The sequence below is a fragment of the Allobosea sp. RCC_152_1 genome (assembly GCF_041360765.1).
Lineage (GTDB): Bacteria > Pseudomonadota > Alphaproteobacteria > Rhizobiales > Beijerinckiaceae > Allobosea > Allobosea spartocytisi.
Window position 1 is genome coordinate 98,737 of sequence record NZ_JBFUPU010000002.1, and the last position, 16,381, is coordinate 115,117.

Here is a 16,381-nt window from a genome sequence, read left to right on the forward strand (position 1 = left end):
GCACTCCATGTTCGGCATTTCATCTCTCGGCTGGGTGCATACGCTGGGCAGCCTGCCGGCCATTCCGGCGGCGGCTTACATGTTCGCGGTCCATGGCCGGATCGTGCCGCGCTCAAAGGCAGGCACCGTATATTTTGTCGCGATGCTGATCGGCGCAGCGACGGTCTTCCTCGTCGCGCATGAAGCCGTCAGTTACGGCGTCGGTTCGATCACGCTCCTGCTGCTCATCGTTGGCTATAGCGTCGGCCGCTTACCGATCTCCGGACGGGTCGCGACATACGTCGAAACAATCGCTCTCAGCCTGACGGCCTTCCTGCTCATGCTGCCGACCGTGACCGAAATCCTGCGTCGCGTCCCGGTCGGCCACCCATTCGTCACCGACCTGAAATCCCCGCTCCTTCTCGGCGCGCAGGGCGGCATTCTCGCCGCACTCGTTATCGGATTGACCGTCCAGATCATCTCCCTGCGCAGGCAAGGCAAGACCGCCGCGTGAAGTCCCCAGCGATCCGGCAGCGCCGAGGCGAGGGCCTTACGCCCCGCCCTCCCGCTCGCGAAAAGCCTTCCGCGCTGCCGAAACCTCGGCATAATACGTCTCGGCCCAGACCCAGACGCTGCAGAAGGCGGCGCTGAGCTCCAGCCCCAGCTCGGTCAGCGTGTAATCGACATGGGGCGGGATCACCGGATGGACGGTGCGGATGACGAGCCCGTCCCGCTCCATCTCGCGCAGCGTCTTGGTCAACATCTTCTGGCTGATGCCGCCGACCATGCGGCCGATCTCGGTGAAGCGCAGCGTGCCGTGCTCCTCGAGCGCCTCCAGCACCAGCATGGTCCATTTGTCCGCCACCTGCGCGATCACCTGGCGCACCAGCGACTCCACCGCCGGGCTCACCGGCGGCAGCGCGCTGCTCCTGGCGTGCATCGCGCCCATGGCGCTTCGGATCGCCTGCATCCCACACTCTCCTTTTGGTGCGTATGGCACTTTCTGGCGCCTTCTTTCTTTTGAAGAGTACCGATGCCACCTCGTGATGCGCAACCATTCAGAGGGCTTTGCGATGAACATCTCCGGAAACACCATCCTGATCACCGGCGGCGGCTCGGGCATCGGCCGCGCGCTGGGCGAGGCCCTTCACGCCAGGGGCAATCAGATCATCATTGCCGGGCGTCGCGAAGGCGTGCTCGACGAGGTCACCGCCGCCAATCCCGGCATGGCCTCGATGCTGCTCGACATCCAGGACAAGGCCGATATCGAGGCCTTCGCCCGGCAAGTCGTCGAGCGATTTCCCAAGCTCAATGCCGTCCTCAACAATGCCGGCATCATGAAGCCCGAGAACGTCCCGGCCGCCGACAATCTCGCCATCGCCGAGGAGACGATTGCGACCAATCTGCTTGGCCCGATCCGCCTCACGACGGCGCTGCTGCCGCATCTCCTGAAGCAGCCGCGCGCCACGGTTCTGACCGTCTCTTCCGGCCTCGCCTTCGTGCCGCTGGCAGTGACCCCGACCTATAGCGCGACCAAGGCGGCGATCCATTCATGGTCGACCGGCCTGCGCGAGCAGCTCAAGCACACCTCGGTCGAGGTCATCGAGATCGCCCCTCCCTATGTGCAGACCGAACTGATGGGCGCACAGCAGGCGGTCGATCCCGCCGCCATGCCGCTGGCCGATTTCACCAGCGAAGTGATGACGATCCTCGAAACGCAGCCGGCGGCTGGCGAAGTCATCGTCGAACGCTGCAAGCCTCTGCGTTATGCCGAGGCGACCGGCAGTTTCGGACAGGTCTTCGCCGGGCTGAACGCACAGCACGGCTGACCGGCAGGCAGCCTATTCCGCACGATGGCAGCAGACGCAGAGCTTGTTGCCGTCAGGGTCGCGGACATAGGCGCCATAATAATCGGGGTGATAATGCGCTCTCAGCCCCGGCGGCCCCTCGCAGGTGCCGCCGGAGGCGAGGGCCACCGCGTGGCAGCGATCGACCTCGGCCCGGCTCGCGGCCAGAAGCGCCGTCATCGGCCCGTTGCCGGGAACGGCTGGCGAACCGTCGAACGGCCGGGTCAGGAAAAACAGCGGGCGCTCGGCTCCCTTGGATTGCCAGGCCGCGGCCGCATGATCGGGATCGCGGAAGCGCAGCGGATGCCCCAGCACGTCGAACACGGCCGTGTAGAAGGCCTCCGCCCGGCGGAAGTCGTTGGTTCCGACACAGATATGCGAAAACATCGGCTGTTCCCCCCGCTCTGCCTCGGCATCAGCCTAGCCCGTCGATGACAGCCATGACATCCCTCATCCGCCCTGCTATGGGCAGCGCATGCGCGAAGGCCTTCTGCCAGCGACGGTCGCGACCGTCTTCGAACTCTCCACCTCGGGCGAGAAGGCCCGGGCCCTGACCGAATTGCTCGGCGAGATCTTCGATCCGACCGAGACCGCGATCTCGGCCTTCGAGATCGAGGAAGGCGTCACCACGCTTTCGCTGAACGCGCCGTGGAAGGTCGAGATCTATTTCGCCAGCCACCCGGACGAAGCGGCGGTGCGCGACCTGCTGCGGCCGATCGTCGGCGATCTCGTCGACGAGACCCCGTTCAGCACCGTGAATACGCAGGACTGGGTGGCCAACAGCCTCGACGGGCTGAAGCCCGTGCGCGCCGGCCGCGTCCTCGTCCATGGCGCGCATGATCGGGATGTCGTGCGCATCAACGACGTATCGATCGAGATCGAGGCGGCACTCGCCTTCGGCACCGGCCATCACGGCACCACCGCCGGCTGCCTGCTGGCTCTGGATGCCGAGTTGAAGAAGCGCCGCCCGCGCCACGGGCTCGATGTCGGCACCGGCACGGGGATCCTGGCGCTGGCGCTCGCCAAGCAGATCAAGCGCAAGGTCGTTGCCGGCGACATCGACGCGATCGCGGTCGAGGTCTCCGCCCATAACGCCCGCCTCAACCACGCGCCGCACGCGCTCGATCTCTATGTCGCGCCGGGCCTGCGCCATGCCAAGGCGAACCGCACAGGCCATTTCGACCTGATCTTCGCCAACATCCTCGCCTGGCCGCTGAAGCGCCTCGCCCCCTCGATCGCCCGGGCCCTGTCACCGGACGGGACGCTCATCCTGTCGGGGCTGCTCGCGATGGATGTCGCCGGCGTGGCCTCGGCCTACCGGCACCAGGGCATCTATCTCGTCAGCCAATCGCTGCGCGAAGGCTGGGCGACGCTGACCATGAAAAAAGGCGGCGCAGCCCCGAGGGCCCGCCGCCCTGCCTGACCCCCGGCGCCGCGAGCTTCAGGAGCCCGGCGGCGCGCGGTCGTCAGCGTCGATATCAGAAGTCGATACGGCCGTATTTGGCCTCGGCCTCAGCCTGCAGGCTGCGGGCGTCATGCCAGACGGCGACGGCGAACTTCGCCGCATCGGCGATCTGTTCGGCGACATGCCTGATGAGGGCGATCATGCTGTGGCTCCGTTCGGTTGCGGCGCAAACCCCAAGGCGCGCCGAAGATTCAGCGGTTGAAGGGCAGCGACCGGTCGTTGGACAGGCTCGCGAACGGAATCCCGCCGAGCACGATCCCCGCCTCATCGATGAGAAGATTGCGGGCCCGCAGCTCGCGAGCCGCCGAGCGCATGCGGCTTTCGATCATCGCAGCGTGGAGCCGGCGCAGCAGGCCAGGCTTTTCCGAGCGCGTCGTCGTCCCGGCCACCACGGGCACGGGCAATACGTCGGCATTGTTCAACACGTAGGTCATGGGTCCATCTCCGAAAAACGAAGGACAGTCCCGGTCGCTTCCTCGTTCTCTTATGCTACTAAAATGGGCTCATTTCGCACTTGCGAGAAGATGTGTTCGCATATGCGAGATATGCACAAAACGCATGCAACAAGTCCGATCTCGTTAATATTTGCGTAGATTGCATAACGAAACAGCACAATGCGGATCGGCGAGGCAGCGCAGTCCTACGGAAGAGGCATCGCCACGCCGACGCATTTGCACTGGTGCTTTCGCCGATGGAGCGCGACGATGGCGCACGCTATGCCGGACCTCGCCATGACCGAATCGATCATCCCGACCTGCCGCTTCCAGTCCTTCACCGAGCCGAGCGACCCGGCGCAGGTCGCCGGCCGTGTCGCCGCGCTGCGGCTGGCCCTGGCCGCGCAAGGCCTCGACGGCTTCGTCGTGCCGCGCGCCGACGAGCACCAGGGCGAATATGTGCCGGGCCATATGGCCCGCCTCGCCTGGCTGACCGGTTTCACCGGCTCGGCCGGCAATGCCGTGGTGCTGGCCGAGAAGGCGGCGCTGATCGTCGACGGGCGCTACACCATCCAATCGGCCGAGCAGACCGATACCGAGGTCGTCACGCCCGTCCGCATGGAAGAGACTCCGCTGGAGCGCTGGATCAAGCAGAACCTGCCGGCTGGGGGCAAGCTCGGCTACGATCCCTGGCTTCACACCACCGATGGCGTCGCGAAGCTGGAAAAGGCCGTCGCGGCCGCCGGCGGCACGCTCGTTCCCCTCGCGAGAAACCCGATCGACGCGCTCTGGAGCGACCGCCCTGCCCCGCCGGCCGCCCCCGTCAAAGCGCATCGCGCCGATTATGCCGGCGAGGACACGGCTTCCAAGCTCGCCCGCATCCAGAAGGCGCTGGCCGAGGCCAAGGTCGATGCGCTCGTCGTCTCAGACCCGCATGCGCTGGCCTGGACCTTCAACATCCGTGGCGGCGATGTCGAGCACACGCCTTTGCCGCTGGGTTACGCCATCGTGCCGCGCGAAGGCCGCCCGACCGTGTTCCTCGCGCCCGAGAAGATCACCAACGAGGCCGGCGATGCCATCGGCGCGGTCGGCGAGATCGCGCCGCCGGCCGAACTCGAGCGGCAGTTGCAGAAGCTCGGCGCCGCCAAGGCCAAGGTCAGGCTCGATGCTTCGACCGCCGCCTCGGCGCTGGCGGCGCTCATCCGCGAGGCCGGCGGCACGCCCGATGCCGGCGCCGACCCCATCGCCCTGATGAAGGCCCGCAAGAACGCGGCGGAACTCGCCGGCAGCCGCGCCGCCCATCTGCGCGACGGCGCGGTGATGACGAACTACCTGTCCTGGCTGGCGCGCGAGGCGCCGAAGGGCGGCCTCACCGAGATCGACGCGGTCGCGGCGCTGGAAAACGAGCGGCTGAAAACCGGCCTGCTCAAGGACGTCTCCTTCACCACCATCGCCGGCGCCGGCCCCAATGCGGCACTGCCGCATTATCGCGTCACGGCGTCCAGCAACCGGCGCATCGAGCCCGGCATCTTCCTGGTCGATTCCGGTGGGCAGTACGAGGACGGTACCACCGACATCACCCGCACCATCGCCGTCGGCGAACCCACCGCCGAGATGCGCGACCGCTATACCCGCGTGCTCAAGGGCCATGTCGCGATTTCCCGGCTGGTCTTCGTCAAGGGCACTTCGGGTGCGCAGCTCGACGCCTTCGCGCGGCTGCCGCTCTGGCAGGGCGGCTTCGATTTCGACCATGGCACCGGCCATGGCGTGGGCAGCTATCTCTCGGTGCATGAGGGACCGCAGCGCCTCTCCAAGCTCGGCACCACGCCGCTGGAGCCGGGCATGATCCTCTCCAACGAGCCTGGCTACTATAAGGAAGGCCATTACGGCATCCGCATCGAGAACCTGATCGTCGTCGAGGAGCGCCATATCCCCGGCGCCGAGCGCACGATCTACGGCTTCGAGACGATCACCTGGTGCCCCTATGAGCGGGCGCTGATTGAGAAGAACATGCTCGACAACGGCGAGATCGCCTGGGTCGACGACTACCATGCCAAGGTCTGGGAAAAGCTTTCGCCGCTGGTCGCAGGCGAGGCGAAGGAATGGCTGGAGGCGGCCTGCCGGCCGTTGTAATCGGCTCCGTCATTCTCGGGCGAAGCACAGCTTCGACCCGAGAATCTCCAAACCGGCAGAGCGTCATTCCGGACAAGCCGCGAAGCGGCGCCGATCCGGAATCCATCGGAGTGCTCAGCACCCTATGATGGATTCCGGGTCTCCCTTCGGTCGCCCGGAATGACGAAGCGGGTCCTGAGATGCTCGGGCCAAGCCCGAGCATGACGACGGTGGATCACATCACCATGCGGAATCCGACCACCGCGATCACGCCAACAGCCACCACTCCGAGCAGCGGCAGCCGCGTCGCGGCCAGCGCCGTGATCGCCGCCGCCGCCGTCTCGGCCCAGCCAGTGGCAAGCGCGCTGGGCGCGATCACCGCGATCAGCACGGCGGGCGGGATCGCGTCAAAGGCCGCCTGCGCGCGCGGCGAGAGGTTGAGCCGCCCGACGAGCGCAAGCCCCGCCACCCGGGTCGCATAGGTCACGATCGCCATGCCGAGGAAGGCGAGGAGATTGATCGGATCGACGCTCACGCCTCTGCCTCCTCGATCGCCACATTCCGAGGCTCGCTGCCCGCGGCGAGCCAGGCCGCCAGCAGGCCAAAGACCGCCCCCGCAGCGACATGCCAGGGTGGGCCAGCCAACCGGTAGGTGACGGCCGAAGCGATGCCGGCGGCGGCCACCGTCCAGAAGGTCACCCGCCCCTTCCAGAAGGCGGCGACGAGGGCGATGAACAGCGCCGTGAAGGCGAAATCGGCGCCGAGCCGCTTGGGGTCGCCCAGCACCGCGCCGATCATCGCGCCGAGCGTCGAGTTGATCAGCCAGCCCGAGACGAAGGGGATGACCATCGCGAACCAATAGGCCGGCGTCAGGCGGTGGGTGCGGGCGCGCTTCTCGGCCAGCGCCCAGTTCTCATCGGCCATGTAGTAGAGCCCGAGGAATTTCTGCCAGCGGCTGAAGCCCTGGAGCTTGGGCGCGAGCGAAGCGCCCATCAGCACATGGCGGGCATTGATCAGCAGCGTCGAGAAGACCAACGCGGCGACCGGCGCCGGGTTCGCCCAGAGCTCGATCGCGGCGAATTGCGCACCACCGGCGAAGACCATGATGCTCATCAGGAAGACTTCGAACGGCGACAGCCCCTTGCTCGCCGCCACCGCCCCGAAGAGCAGGCCGATCGGCGCTGCTGCCACCGCGGCCGGCCAGATATCGCTCAGGCCGCGCCTGATATCGTCGCGCATCGTGGACATGGAGGTTTCTTTCGAAGAGCCGGCTTCAGCCGGCATGCGCCGCCCGGAAGGCCCCGGGCGTGACGCCAAAGCGGGCCTTGAAGGCACGCGTCAGATGCGGCTGGTCGCAGAAGCCGGTCGCCGCTGCGACATCGCCCGGCATCTCGCCGCGCCGCAGCCGCTCGCGCGCCCGCCTGACACGGACATCGACGAGATAGGCGTGAGGGGTGAGCCCGGTTTCCCGCCGGAAAGCGCGGATCAGGTGATGGCGCGGCAGGCCGGTGAGGCGCGCCAGATCGGCCAGCGACAGATCTTCCTCGTAGCGCGCCTCGAACAATTCGCGCGCCTTGGCGACAGGCCCCTCCTCCGCACCGACGGCCCGAACCGTCAGATCGGCATGATGGGCCAGGCAATGCGCATAGAAACGCAGCAGCATCTCCTCGCCCGCCAGCAGGTCCTTGCCATCCTCGATCGCGCGATGCGCGACGGCGAAGAGCGCAGCGCCTTCCGCATCCTCGACGAGAGGCTCCGGAAAGAACGGCGTCCCGGTCGTCTCACGGCCGCTGAGCGAAGCCGCGACCTCGCGCATCAACCCGGTCTCGGGATAGGTCATGCGATAGCTGTAGCCAGGCCCATAGGGCTCGCCGTCATGGGTTTCCAGCGGATTGACGAAGGTGATCAGCCCCGGCCGCGCATAGTACCGCGCGCCGCGCACACGGAAGGTCTCGCAGCCGGCCTCGATGGTGCCGATCACATAGCTTTCATGCTGGTGCGGCGCATAGGCATGGCGGCGGAAGGTCGCCGCGAGACAATCCAGCCCGCCGAAACGCTCGGCCGGAAACAGCTTCGCCCGCTCGCCGGCGACGAGCGGTTCGAGGCAGAGTGTCTCGCCCTGTGTGACTGCTTCCATGGCGCCAGCATAAACCCTCCCGCTGCGCCGCTGTCTTGAAGAAAAGTGATCGGGCACATCACGCGCCCGATCTGTTTCGATGCCGCGAGACAGAGCCTCAGATGGCGTGGGCGGCGGCTTTGCCCCCGACCCGCTCGGGACTCTTCGCACCGAGCAGCAGCACGCCGAGCCCGCCGACCAAGGTCGCGATCGTGGCATAGGCGATGACGCCCAGCGTCCCGAAGCCATCGACCAGAAGCCCGCCGAAGACCGCGCCGCTCGCGATCGCGACCTGGAAGGCGGCGACGAGCAGGCCGCCGGCCGATTCGGCTTCCTCCTCCGGCGCGACGCGGACCAGCCAGGTCTGGAAGCCGACCGGCAATGCGCCGAAAGCGAAGCCCCAGAGCCCGACGGCAACGGCCGAGGCAATCGGCGACGTGCCGGCGAAAAGGAGGCTTGCGCCCATCAGCGCGATCAACAGCGCGCCGAAGATCACCGAAGCCTTGGCGCTACGGGCGGTGATCGCCCCGCCGAGGAAATTCCCGAAGAAGCCGCCGACGCCATAGGCCAGCAGCACCAGCGAGATCGCCTCGACCGACAGCTTCGGAATCTGTTCGAGGAACGGCCGGACATAGGTGAAACCGGCGAAATGCCCGGAAATCACCACGACGATGCCCACCAGCACCAGCGCGATGCTCGGCTGGCCGAGCAAGCGGAACAGCGTGCGGATATCGGGCGAACCGCGAGCCGGCAGACGGGGCAGCACGGCCATCTGGATCACCAGCGTCGCGACGCCGACCAGCGCCGCGAGCCAGAACACGACGCGCCAGCCCATGAGATTGCCGACATAGGCGCCGATCGGCGCCGCGCTGACGGTCGCGATCGAAACGCCGGTGAAGATCAGCGACATCGCCTTGGGCAAGGCGCTTGGCGGCACGAGCCGCATCGCCGTCGCCGCCACCATCGACCAGAAGGCACCGAGCCCGATGCCGAGCAGGACGCGGGCGAAGAGCAGCGTCGGCAGATTGGTGGCGACGGCGGCGAGCGCGCTCGACAGGATCAGCAGGCCGGTCAGCGACCAGATCACGATGCGCCGGTCGACGCCGCGCGTCACGATGGCCGCCGCAAGGCCGGCGATGGCGCCGACCACGGCGGTGGCGGTCACGGCCTGCCCGGCGGCGCCGACCGAGACGCCGATGTCGGCGGCCATCGGCGTCAGCAGGCTGGCGGGCAGGAACTCGGCCGTGACAAGGCCGAAGACGCCGAAGGTCAGCGAGACGATCGCTGCCCAGGCCGGTTTTCCGCGCGCATCCTCGATGGGTTCATCGAGGTCGAGCGCGGTGACGGAAAGGGAATCTGACATGGGAGTCTCCATGAGGAGGCCGGAAGATGGGCGTGGCCCTCTGGAGTTTCCATGCTATATTGTCTGGAATGAATGATCTTTCGTCCAAATATGCTGCATCGCACTCTGCCGACCATCTCACCGAGATGTTGCGCGGGCTCAGGCTCGACGGCGTCGACTACAGCCGCTGCCAGATGGCCTCGCCCTGGGCCATCGCCTTCCCGCCCTGCCGCGCAGCGCGCTTCTACTTCATTGCCCAGCGCGGCTGCTGGCTGAAGATGCCGACAGGCGACTGGCTGGAACTGCGCGACGGCGACGCCTTGCTCCTGCCGCGCGGCGGCGCGCATGTGCTGGCGAGCGCGCCGGCTGTGACGCCCTCGCCGCCTTGCGACTGCGCGGTGAAGCAGCATTGTGGCGATATCACCGAACTCGAGGGCGGCGGCAGCGACGGCGAGCCCATGCTGCTCTTCAGCGGCAGCATGACCTTCAACGTCGATGCCGACCATCCACTGCTGCGGCTGATGCCCGACGTGATGCGGATGTATGATTTCGCCGCCAACGAGCCCGGCATACCGCATCTGCTCGAGGCGATGGGCCGCGAGGTCTGCATGGACCGCGTCGGCGCCGGCGGCATCCTCGCCCGGCTCGCGGACGTCATCGCCGCCACCATCATCCGCGGCTGGGTCGAGAACGGCTGCGGCGAGGACAAGGGCTGGATCGCGGCGGCGCGCTGCCCGCAGATCGGCCGGGTGCTGGCGGCGATCCATGCCCATCCCGAAGCGGACTGGACGGTGGAAAGCCTCGCCGAACTGATGGGCGCCTCGCGCTCCGGCTTCGCCGAGCGCTTCGCCAGCGTGGTGGGCGAGACGCCGGCCCGCTATGTCGCCCAGGTCCGCATGCATCAGGCCCGGCAATGGCTGGCGCGGGACAGGATGCGCATCGCCGTGGTGGCGCAGCGGCTCGGCTATGAATCGGAAGCCTCGTTCAGCCGCGCCTTCAAGCGCATCACCGGCTCGGCCCCGAGCCAGGTGCGGGCAGCGGGCGCCCCGCCGCCGGCGATCTTCACGGCGGCGGCTGAGTAGTCGGCGGGCGATCCAGTCTCCGTCATGCTCGCCCTTGTGGCGAGCATCCACGCCTTGAACACGACCTTCGACCAGCGAAGACGTGGATGGTCGGGACAAGCCCGACCATGACGGCAAACGTTACGGTCATTGATTTCGGGCTCAGGCTCCGCCGCCTCCACCGATCAGCTCGAACCAGCCGGCCTCGTCGATCACCTCGACGCCATGCTTGGCCGCGTCCTTGAGCTTCGAGCCGGCGCCCGGCCCCGCGACCAGCAGATCGGTCTTCGACGACACCGAGCCGGCCACCTTCGCGCCGAGTCGCTCCGCCATCGCCTTTGCCTCGTCGCGCGTCATCCGCTCCAGCGCGCCGGTGAAGACCACCGTCTTGCCCGCGACCGGGCTCGTCGTGGCGACAGCCTCCAGCGGCTGCGGCTGAACCTGCTCCAGCAAGCGGTCGAGCAGGTCCTGATTATGCGGCTCGCCGAAGAACTGCAGCAGCGCCTCGACCACGGTCGGGCCAACGCCGTCGATGGCGTCGAGTTCCTGCCGTTGCGGCGAGGCCGGATCGGCCGCGGCGGCAAGCGTCTCGCGCAGGGTCTCGAAGGAACCGTAATGGCGCGCAAGCAGCCGCGCATTGGTCTCGCCGACATGGCGGATGCCGAGCCCAAAGATCAGCCGGTTGAGCGGCGGCGTCCGCGCTGCCTCGATCGCCTCGAACAGCTTCTTCGCGCTGACCGCGCCGAAACCTTCCTTGTCCTTGAGCTTCTTGAAATTGGCCTCGTCGCGCCGGGCGAGCGTGAAGATGTCGGCCGGCTCCTTCACCGGCAGATCGGGGTCGCTGTGGAAGAACTCGATCTGCTTGTCACCGAGCCCGTCGATGTCGAGCGCATCGCGCGAGACGAAATGCTTCAGCCGCTCCATCGTCTGCGCCGGGCAGATCAAACCGCCGGTGCAGCGGCGCACCGCATCCTCCTTGCCGGAGCGCGGATTATGCTCGCGCACGGCATGGCTGCCGCAGGCCGGGCAGAGCGTCGGGAACTCGTACGGCTTGGAATCCGCCGGCCGCTTCGACAGATCCACGGCCTCGACGCGCGGGATGACGTCGCCGGCCCGCTTCACCGTCACCGTGTCGCCAATGCGGATATCGGTGCCGTCGCGGATCGGCAGCCCCTTGGAATCGAAGCCCTTGATGTAGTCCTCGTTGTGCAGCGTCGCGTTCGTCACCACGACGCCGCCGACCGTGACCGGCTTCAGCCGCGCCACCGGCGAGAGCGCGCCGGTACGACCGACCTGAATGTCGATGGCCTCCAGGATCGTGGTCGCCAGCTCCGCCGGGAACTTGTGCGCGATCGCCCAGCGCGGCGCCCGCGAGACGAAGCCGAGGCGCGCCTGCAAGGCGAGATCGTCGACCTTGTAAACCACGCCGTCGATATCGTAGCCGAGCGTGGCGCGCTGGCTCTCGATCAGCCGGTACTGCGCCACCAGCTCGGCCACGGTCTCGCAACGCTTCATCAGCGGGTTGGTGCGAAAGCCCCAGCGCCTGAAGGCCTCGACCACGCCCATCTGGGTCGGCGCCGGCAGCACCGGCATCTCGCCCCAGGCATAGGCGAAGAAACGCAAGGGTCGCGAGGCGGTAACGCTGACATCCAGCTGCCGCAGCGAGCCGGCGGCGGCGTTGCGCGGATTGGCGAATTCGGGCAGCCCCTTCTCGCGTTGACGCTCATTGATCCCCGCGAAATCGGCATGGCCGAGATAGACCTCGCCGCGCACCTCGGCGATCTCCGGCACATCCGGCCCGGCGAGCGCCCCGGGAATTTCGGAAATGGTGCGGGCATTGACGGTGACGTCTTCGCCTTCCTCACCGTCGCCGCGCGTCGCCGCCGCGACCAGCTCGCCCTTCTCGTAGCGCAGCGAGAGCGAGAGCCCGTCGATCTTCGGCTCGGCGGTGAAGGCGATGCCGCCCGCCTCTTCCTTGCGGCCGAGGAAGCGATAGACGCGCTGGACGAACTCCGCGACGGCCTCGTCCGAGAAGGCATTGTCGAGCGAGAGCATCGGCACGCGATGCCGGATCTTGGCGAATTTGCCGGATGGCCTGGCGCCGACCTTGCTGCTGACGCCGCCGCTCTCCTTCAGCTCGGGGAAGGCCTCCTCCAGCGCGACGAGCCGCCGACGCTTCGCGTCATAGGCCGCGTCGTCCATGATGGGCTGGTCGTCCTGGAAATAGGCGTCGTTCGCCGCCTGCACCTCGGCGGCGAGCCGCTTGTGCTCAAGCCTGGCCCGGCGCGGCGTCAGCTCGGCGACCGGCGTTTCGGAAGGGGCGTTGTCGTCAGTGTCGCTCATGCGGGAAGCATTAGGCGAGAAGGCGCTGTCGAGAAAGGGCAGCAGCGATCCCGGTGACTGCCGCCCATCCCCGGACCCCTTATCTCGTCACATCCGCGCGACGGCTTGCAACAAAACCCGCTTCGGCGTGTATTATCCGTGAACTGGGAATTGGAAGCTCGACGCCTGAAGGCCGTTGACGCCAAGGAACATGTCGACGGCTTTTTGGCGAACCGGGCCGGAACCGGGAGATACGCCATGGCCAATCTTGACGGCACCGTTCATCACCTCGGCAGAGCGGTGGAGCCACATGTCCACACCATCACGACGATGGATCTGCGCGATGCACTCTGGCGCGGCTGGGAGGATTTCAAGGCGCAGCCGAGTCATCTCGTCTTCGTCGCGCTGATCTATCCGGTCGCCGGCGTGCTGCTCGCGCAGCTCACCGTCACCTACAACATCTTCCCCCTGCTCTTCCCGCTGCTCGGCGGCTTCGCCCTGCTCGGCCCCTTCGCGGCGATCGGTCTCTACGAGATCAGCCGGCGCCGCGAGCAAGGGCAGGATTCGTCCTGGCGCCATGCCTTCGACGTGCTGCAATCGCCGGCGATCGGGCAGATCGTGCTGCTCGGCGTGTTGCTGACCGGGCTCTTCCTTGCCTGGCTCGCCTGCGCCTGGCTGATCTACCGCGCCCAGCTCGGCCTGCCCGCCGATGTCTCGACGGCGGATTTCCTGCGCGCCACCTTCACCACCTTCGACGGCTGGATCATGATCATCGTCGGCAATTCGGTCGGCCTGCTCTTCGCCATCCTCGCCTTCTCGATCTCGGTGGTGGCCTTCCCGCTCATCATCGACCGCCATGTCGACATGCCGACGGCGGTCCGCACCTCGATCGCGGCGGTCGAGGCCAATCCACGCGTGATGATGTATTGGGGCCTGATCGTCACCGGGCTTCTGGTGCTCGGCTGCCTGCCCGTGCTGGTCGGCCTCATCGTGGTGATGCCGGTTCTCGGCCACGCGACCTGGCATCTCTACCGCAAGGTGGTGGCCTGAGCGGTCGGCCGGCCGACGCCTACGGGTCGGGACACGCGTCCTCCCGGACGTGCCGCCTTTGGCGGCGCCGATCCGGGATTCATGCCGGAGCCTTTCCGATCAAGGTTCAGGCGTGGATCCCGGATCTCCGCTTCGCTTCGTCCGGGATGACGCGCGTTTCGTGACCGTTGCTCCCGATTTTCCAGCGGGAACCTTTCACCCCTGAATACGGTTCATTTCCGTAGATCGGGCCTCACGGCCCACTTCAGTCAGGGGGCTTTCGTGAACAATATCATCTACCTCGTCGGCCTGATCGTCGTCGTCCTCGCCATCCTCTCCTTCCTCGGCCTGCGCTGAGCGGAGAGGTGCCGCCGGGGCTGAACGAGCCAGCTCCGTTGCGGGCGATGATGGCGATCAGCCGCGATCGTCGCGCCGGGGCTTCTTGCTCTTGAACGGCTTGCCGGCCGGCCCGCGCGCACCGGGCCCATCGTTCCTGGCGCCGCCGGGCTTCCCAGAGAAAGCGGGCTTCTTGCCGGCATAGGGTTTTCCGCCATGCGGCTTGCCGGTCTCCGACCAGGGCGCGCGCGGCTCCGCCGACGGATCGCGGTCGCTGCGGACGGGATCGTAGGATTTCGATCCGCCGAAGGACTTGCCCGCTGCGGGCTTGCCGGCGAAGGGCTTATCCGCGAAGGGTTTGCCCTTGCCGTCATAAGGCTTTTTGGCGAACGGCTTCTTCTCATAGCCACGCGCCTCGCGAGGCTCCCCGGCCACGCCTTCGTCGCGCGCCTTGCGCTGATAGGGGGCCGGAGCATGGCTCGCCTTCTCGGCGAAGGGCTTCGCAGGACGGCGCTCGTCCTCGCCCGTCACAGGCTCGATCATGACCTTGTCACGATCCACCGCCTTGGCGAGCTCATAGAAGCGCTCCGCCACATCGGCATCGATCTCGACCTTGGTCTCACGGTCGAAAATGCGGATCGCGCCGACCTCGTCGCGCGTGATCTTGCCGCGCCGGCACAGCATCGGCAGCAACTGGCGCGGATCGGCGCCGTCCCTGCGCCCGACATTGAGGCGGAACCAGACCGTGTCGCCACGCGGGCCGCCCTTGCGCGGCCCGTCGGCGCGGGGGCTGTCCTCGCGTCCGGCGGCGAAGCGCTCGCGCGGCGTCGCGTAATCGTCATGGCTGCGCGCCGGCCGGCGCTCGTCGCGGCCGAAGCCGGGATCGCCCGCCTCCTCGGCCGCCGGCAGGCGCGAACGATAGAGCCTGACCAGCGCCGCCGCGATCTCGCGCGCCTCGCGGCCGGCCATCAGCGCCTCGACCATGCCGGCATCATCCTCGCCCTCGTCGCCCGAGAGCATCGGATCCTTGAGCAGCCGCTCCTGATCGAGCGCGCGAATCTCCTCCGGCGTCGGCGGGCCGATCCACTCGGCCTCGACCTTGCCTTCCATCAGCAGCCGCTCGGCCTTGCGCCGGCGTGACTGCGGCACCAGCACGACGCTGGTGCCCTTCTTGCCGGCGCGCCCCGTCCGGCCCGAGCGATGCTGCATCACCTCGGCGTCGTTGGGCAGTTCGGCATGGATGACGAGGTCGAGCCCCGGCAGGTCGATACCGCGCGCGGCGACATCGGTCGCGACGCAGACCCGTGCCCGCCCGTCGCGCAGCGCCTGCAGGGCGGCGTTGCGCTCGTTCTGGCCGAGTTCGCCCGAGAGGGCGACGGCGGCGAAACCGCGCTCAAGCAGGATGGCTTCGAGATGGCGCACGGCATTGCGCGTGTTGCAGAAGACCAGCGCCACCGGCGCGTCGTGGAACCGCAGCAGGTTGACGACCGCGAGCTCCGCCTCCTTGGGATAGACGCGCACGGCCTTGTAGGCGATGTCGGCATGGCCGCGCCGCGCCGCTTCCACCTCGATGCGCAGCGCATCGTGCTGGTAGCTCTGCGCGAGCTGCACGATGGCCTTCGGGAAGGTCGCCGAGAACAGCAGGCTGCGGCGCCCCTCGGGGGTCGTCTTCAGGATGAATTCGAGATCGTCGCGGAAGCCGAGATCGAGCATCTCGTCGGCCTCGTCGAGCACCACGGCCTTGAGCGCCGAGACGTCGAGACGGCGACGCTCGATATGGTCGCGCAGGCGGCCGGGCGTGCCGACGACGATATGCGCGCCCTCGTCGAGCAGCATCGCCTCGCGGCGCGGGTCCATGCCGCCGACGCAGGAGATCACCCGCGCTCCCGCATGTTCGTAGAGCCAGGCCAGTTCCCGCTGCACCTGGAGGGCCAGTTCGCGGGTCGGCGCGATGATCAGCGCGAGGGGCGCTGCGGCCCGGCCGAGCTTTTCGCCGTCGCCCAGCAGGGTCTCGCCGATGGCAAGCCCGTAGGCGATGGTCTTGCCCGAGCCGGTCTGCGAGGAAACCAGCAGGTCGCGGCCGCGCGCGGCCTCCTCCAGCACGGCGTTCTGCACCGGCGTCGGTTCGGAGTAATTGCGTTCGGCGAGCGCACGCGCGAGCGGCGGGCTCGTGAGGGAGAAGGACATGTGGAAGGCCTAAATCTGAGGCTCGAAACGCGAGAGGTCGCGAAACTGGGGGTGACGGGAAAGCGGCGCGGACAGCACCTGCAAGCCGTCAATCGAAAACGGCTCATAAAGCAAGACGCGCCAAAAGGAAATGGAGGATTCGCGCGCCCGG

16 protein-coding genes are annotated in these 16,381 nt (G+C 67.6%); 6 read left to right on the forward strand and 10 right to left on the reverse strand.

Features of this window, described 5'->3' with window-relative positions; all coding sequences use genetic code 11:
- Positions 1 to 7 precede the first annotated feature (7 nt).
- Positions 8 to 493, forward strand: coding sequence for a hypothetical protein (locus AB6806_RS06795; protein ID WP_142021817.1), 486 nt, complete (start codon positions 8 to 10; stop codon positions 491 to 493).
- A 36-nt stretch (positions 494 to 529) separates the two neighbouring features.
- On the opposite strand, the gene AB6806_RS06800 is transcribed toward AB6806_RS06795, so the two are convergent.
- Positions 530 to 949, reverse strand: coding sequence for a winged helix-turn-helix transcriptional regulator (locus tag AB6806_RS06800; RefSeq protein WP_370954338.1), 420 nt, complete (start codon positions 947 to 949; stop codon positions 530 to 532).
- A gap of 103 nt (positions 950 to 1,052) precedes the next feature.
- Between AB6806_RS06800 and AB6806_RS06805 the strand changes: the two genes are divergently transcribed.
- Complete coding sequence (locus AB6806_RS06805; protein ID WP_142021815.1) at positions 1,053 to 1,808, forward strand: SDR family oxidoreductase; 756 nt, start codon at positions 1,053 to 1,055, stop codon at positions 1,806 to 1,808.
- 12 nt (positions 1,809 to 1,820) lie between these two features.
- On the opposite strand, the gene AB6806_RS06810 is transcribed toward AB6806_RS06805, so the two are convergent.
- Positions 1,821 to 2,213, reverse strand: coding sequence for a VOC family protein (locus tag AB6806_RS06810; RefSeq protein ID WP_142021814.1), 393 nt, complete (start codon positions 2,211 to 2,213; stop codon positions 1,821 to 1,823).
- 88 nt (positions 2,214 to 2,301) lie between these two features.
- Between AB6806_RS06810 and AB6806_RS06815 the strand changes: the two genes are divergently transcribed.
- The gene (locus tag AB6806_RS06815) at positions 2,302 to 3,249 is read left to right on the forward strand and encodes a 50S ribosomal protein L11 methyltransferase (protein ID WP_370954339.1); all 948 of its coding nucleotides are present in this window, start codon (positions 2,302 to 2,304) and stop codon (positions 3,247 to 3,249) included.
- Between the two features lie 55 nt (positions 3,250 to 3,304).
- Here the strand turns inward: AB6806_RS06815 and AB6806_RS06820 are convergent, their stop codons facing one another.
- Together AB6806_RS06820 and AB6806_RS06825 are read right to left on the reverse strand one after the other, a co-directional pair.
- Complete coding sequence (locus tag AB6806_RS06820) at positions 3,305 to 3,433, reverse strand: hypothetical protein (protein WP_260368406.1); 129 nt, start codon at positions 3,431 to 3,433, stop codon at positions 3,305 to 3,307.
- Positions 3,434 to 3,482: 49 nt separating this feature from the next.
- Positions 3,483 to 3,725: a hypothetical protein gene (locus AB6806_RS06825; RefSeq protein ID WP_112763979.1), complete on the reverse strand. Its 243-nt coding sequence runs from the start codon at positions 3,723 to 3,725 to the stop codon at positions 3,483 to 3,485.
- Between the two features lie 297 nt (positions 3,726 to 4,022).
- On the opposite strand from AB6806_RS06825, the gene AB6806_RS06830 reads away from it, so the two are divergent.
- On the forward strand, positions 4,023 to 5,858 hold the full coding sequence (locus tag AB6806_RS06830) for an aminopeptidase P family protein (RefSeq protein ID WP_370954340.1): 1,836 nt from the start codon (positions 4,023 to 4,025) through the stop codon (positions 5,856 to 5,858).
- Positions 5,859 to 6,072: 214 nt separating this feature from the next.
- Here the strand turns inward: AB6806_RS06830 and AB6806_RS06835 are convergent, their stop codons facing one another.
- The 4 genes from AB6806_RS06835 to AB6806_RS06850 all read right to left on the reverse strand — a co-directional run bounded on the left by AB6806_RS06835 (position 6,073) and on the right by AB6806_RS06850 (position 9,316).
- The gene (locus AB6806_RS06835; RefSeq protein WP_142021812.1) at positions 6,073 to 6,372 is read right to left on the reverse strand and encodes an AzlD family protein; all 300 of its coding nucleotides are present in this window, start codon (positions 6,370 to 6,372) and stop codon (positions 6,073 to 6,075) included.
- A complete protein-coding gene (locus AB6806_RS06840; RefSeq protein ID WP_142021811.1) occupies positions 6,369 to 7,085 on the reverse strand; it encodes an AzlC family ABC transporter permease in 717 nt (238 codons plus the stop codon). The genes AB6806_RS06835 and AB6806_RS06840 overlap by 4 nt, the downstream gene beginning before the upstream one ends.
- A 25-nt stretch (positions 7,086 to 7,110) precedes the next feature.
- A complete protein-coding gene (locus tag AB6806_RS06845) occupies positions 7,111 to 7,974 on the reverse strand; it encodes an AraC family transcriptional regulator (protein WP_166652988.1) in 864 nt (287 codons plus the stop codon).
- A 97-nt stretch (positions 7,975 to 8,071) separates the two neighbouring features.
- The gene (locus tag AB6806_RS06850) at positions 8,072 to 9,316 is read right to left on the reverse strand and encodes an MFS transporter (protein WP_142021809.1); all 1,245 of its coding nucleotides are present in this window, start codon (positions 9,314 to 9,316) and stop codon (positions 8,072 to 8,074) included.
- Between the two features lie 68 nt (positions 9,317 to 9,384).
- Here AB6806_RS06850 and AB6806_RS06855 point away from each other — a divergent pair, with 68 nt between their 5' ends.
- Positions 9,385 to 10,377 (forward strand): AraC family transcriptional regulator, encoded by a 993-nt coding sequence (locus tag AB6806_RS06855; RefSeq protein ID WP_038358849.1) that lies wholly within the window; start codon positions 9,385 to 9,387, stop codon positions 10,375 to 10,377.
- 141 nt (positions 10,378 to 10,518) lie between these two features.
- Here the strand turns inward: AB6806_RS06855 and ligA are convergent, their stop codons facing one another.
- Positions 10,519 to 12,699, reverse strand: a complete 2,181-nt coding sequence (gene ligA / locus AB6806_RS06860) for an NAD-dependent DNA ligase LigA (RefSeq protein WP_142021808.1) — start codon at positions 12,697 to 12,699, stop codon at positions 10,519 to 10,521.
- Between the two features lie 237 nt (positions 12,700 to 12,936).
- Between ligA and AB6806_RS06865 the strand changes: the two genes are divergently transcribed.
- Positions 12,937 to 13,728, forward strand: coding sequence for a DUF2189 domain-containing protein (locus AB6806_RS06865; protein WP_038358853.1), 792 nt, complete (start codon positions 12,937 to 12,939; stop codon positions 13,726 to 13,728).
- Between the two features lie 393 nt (positions 13,729 to 14,121).
- Here AB6806_RS06865 and AB6806_RS06870 read toward each other — a convergent pair whose 3' ends face one another.
- Positions 14,122 to 16,230 (reverse strand): DEAD/DEAH box helicase, encoded by a 2,109-nt coding sequence (locus tag AB6806_RS06870; protein WP_142021807.1) that lies wholly within the window; start codon positions 16,228 to 16,230, stop codon positions 14,122 to 14,124.
- Between the last annotated feature and the right edge of the window lie 151 nt (positions 16,231 to 16,381).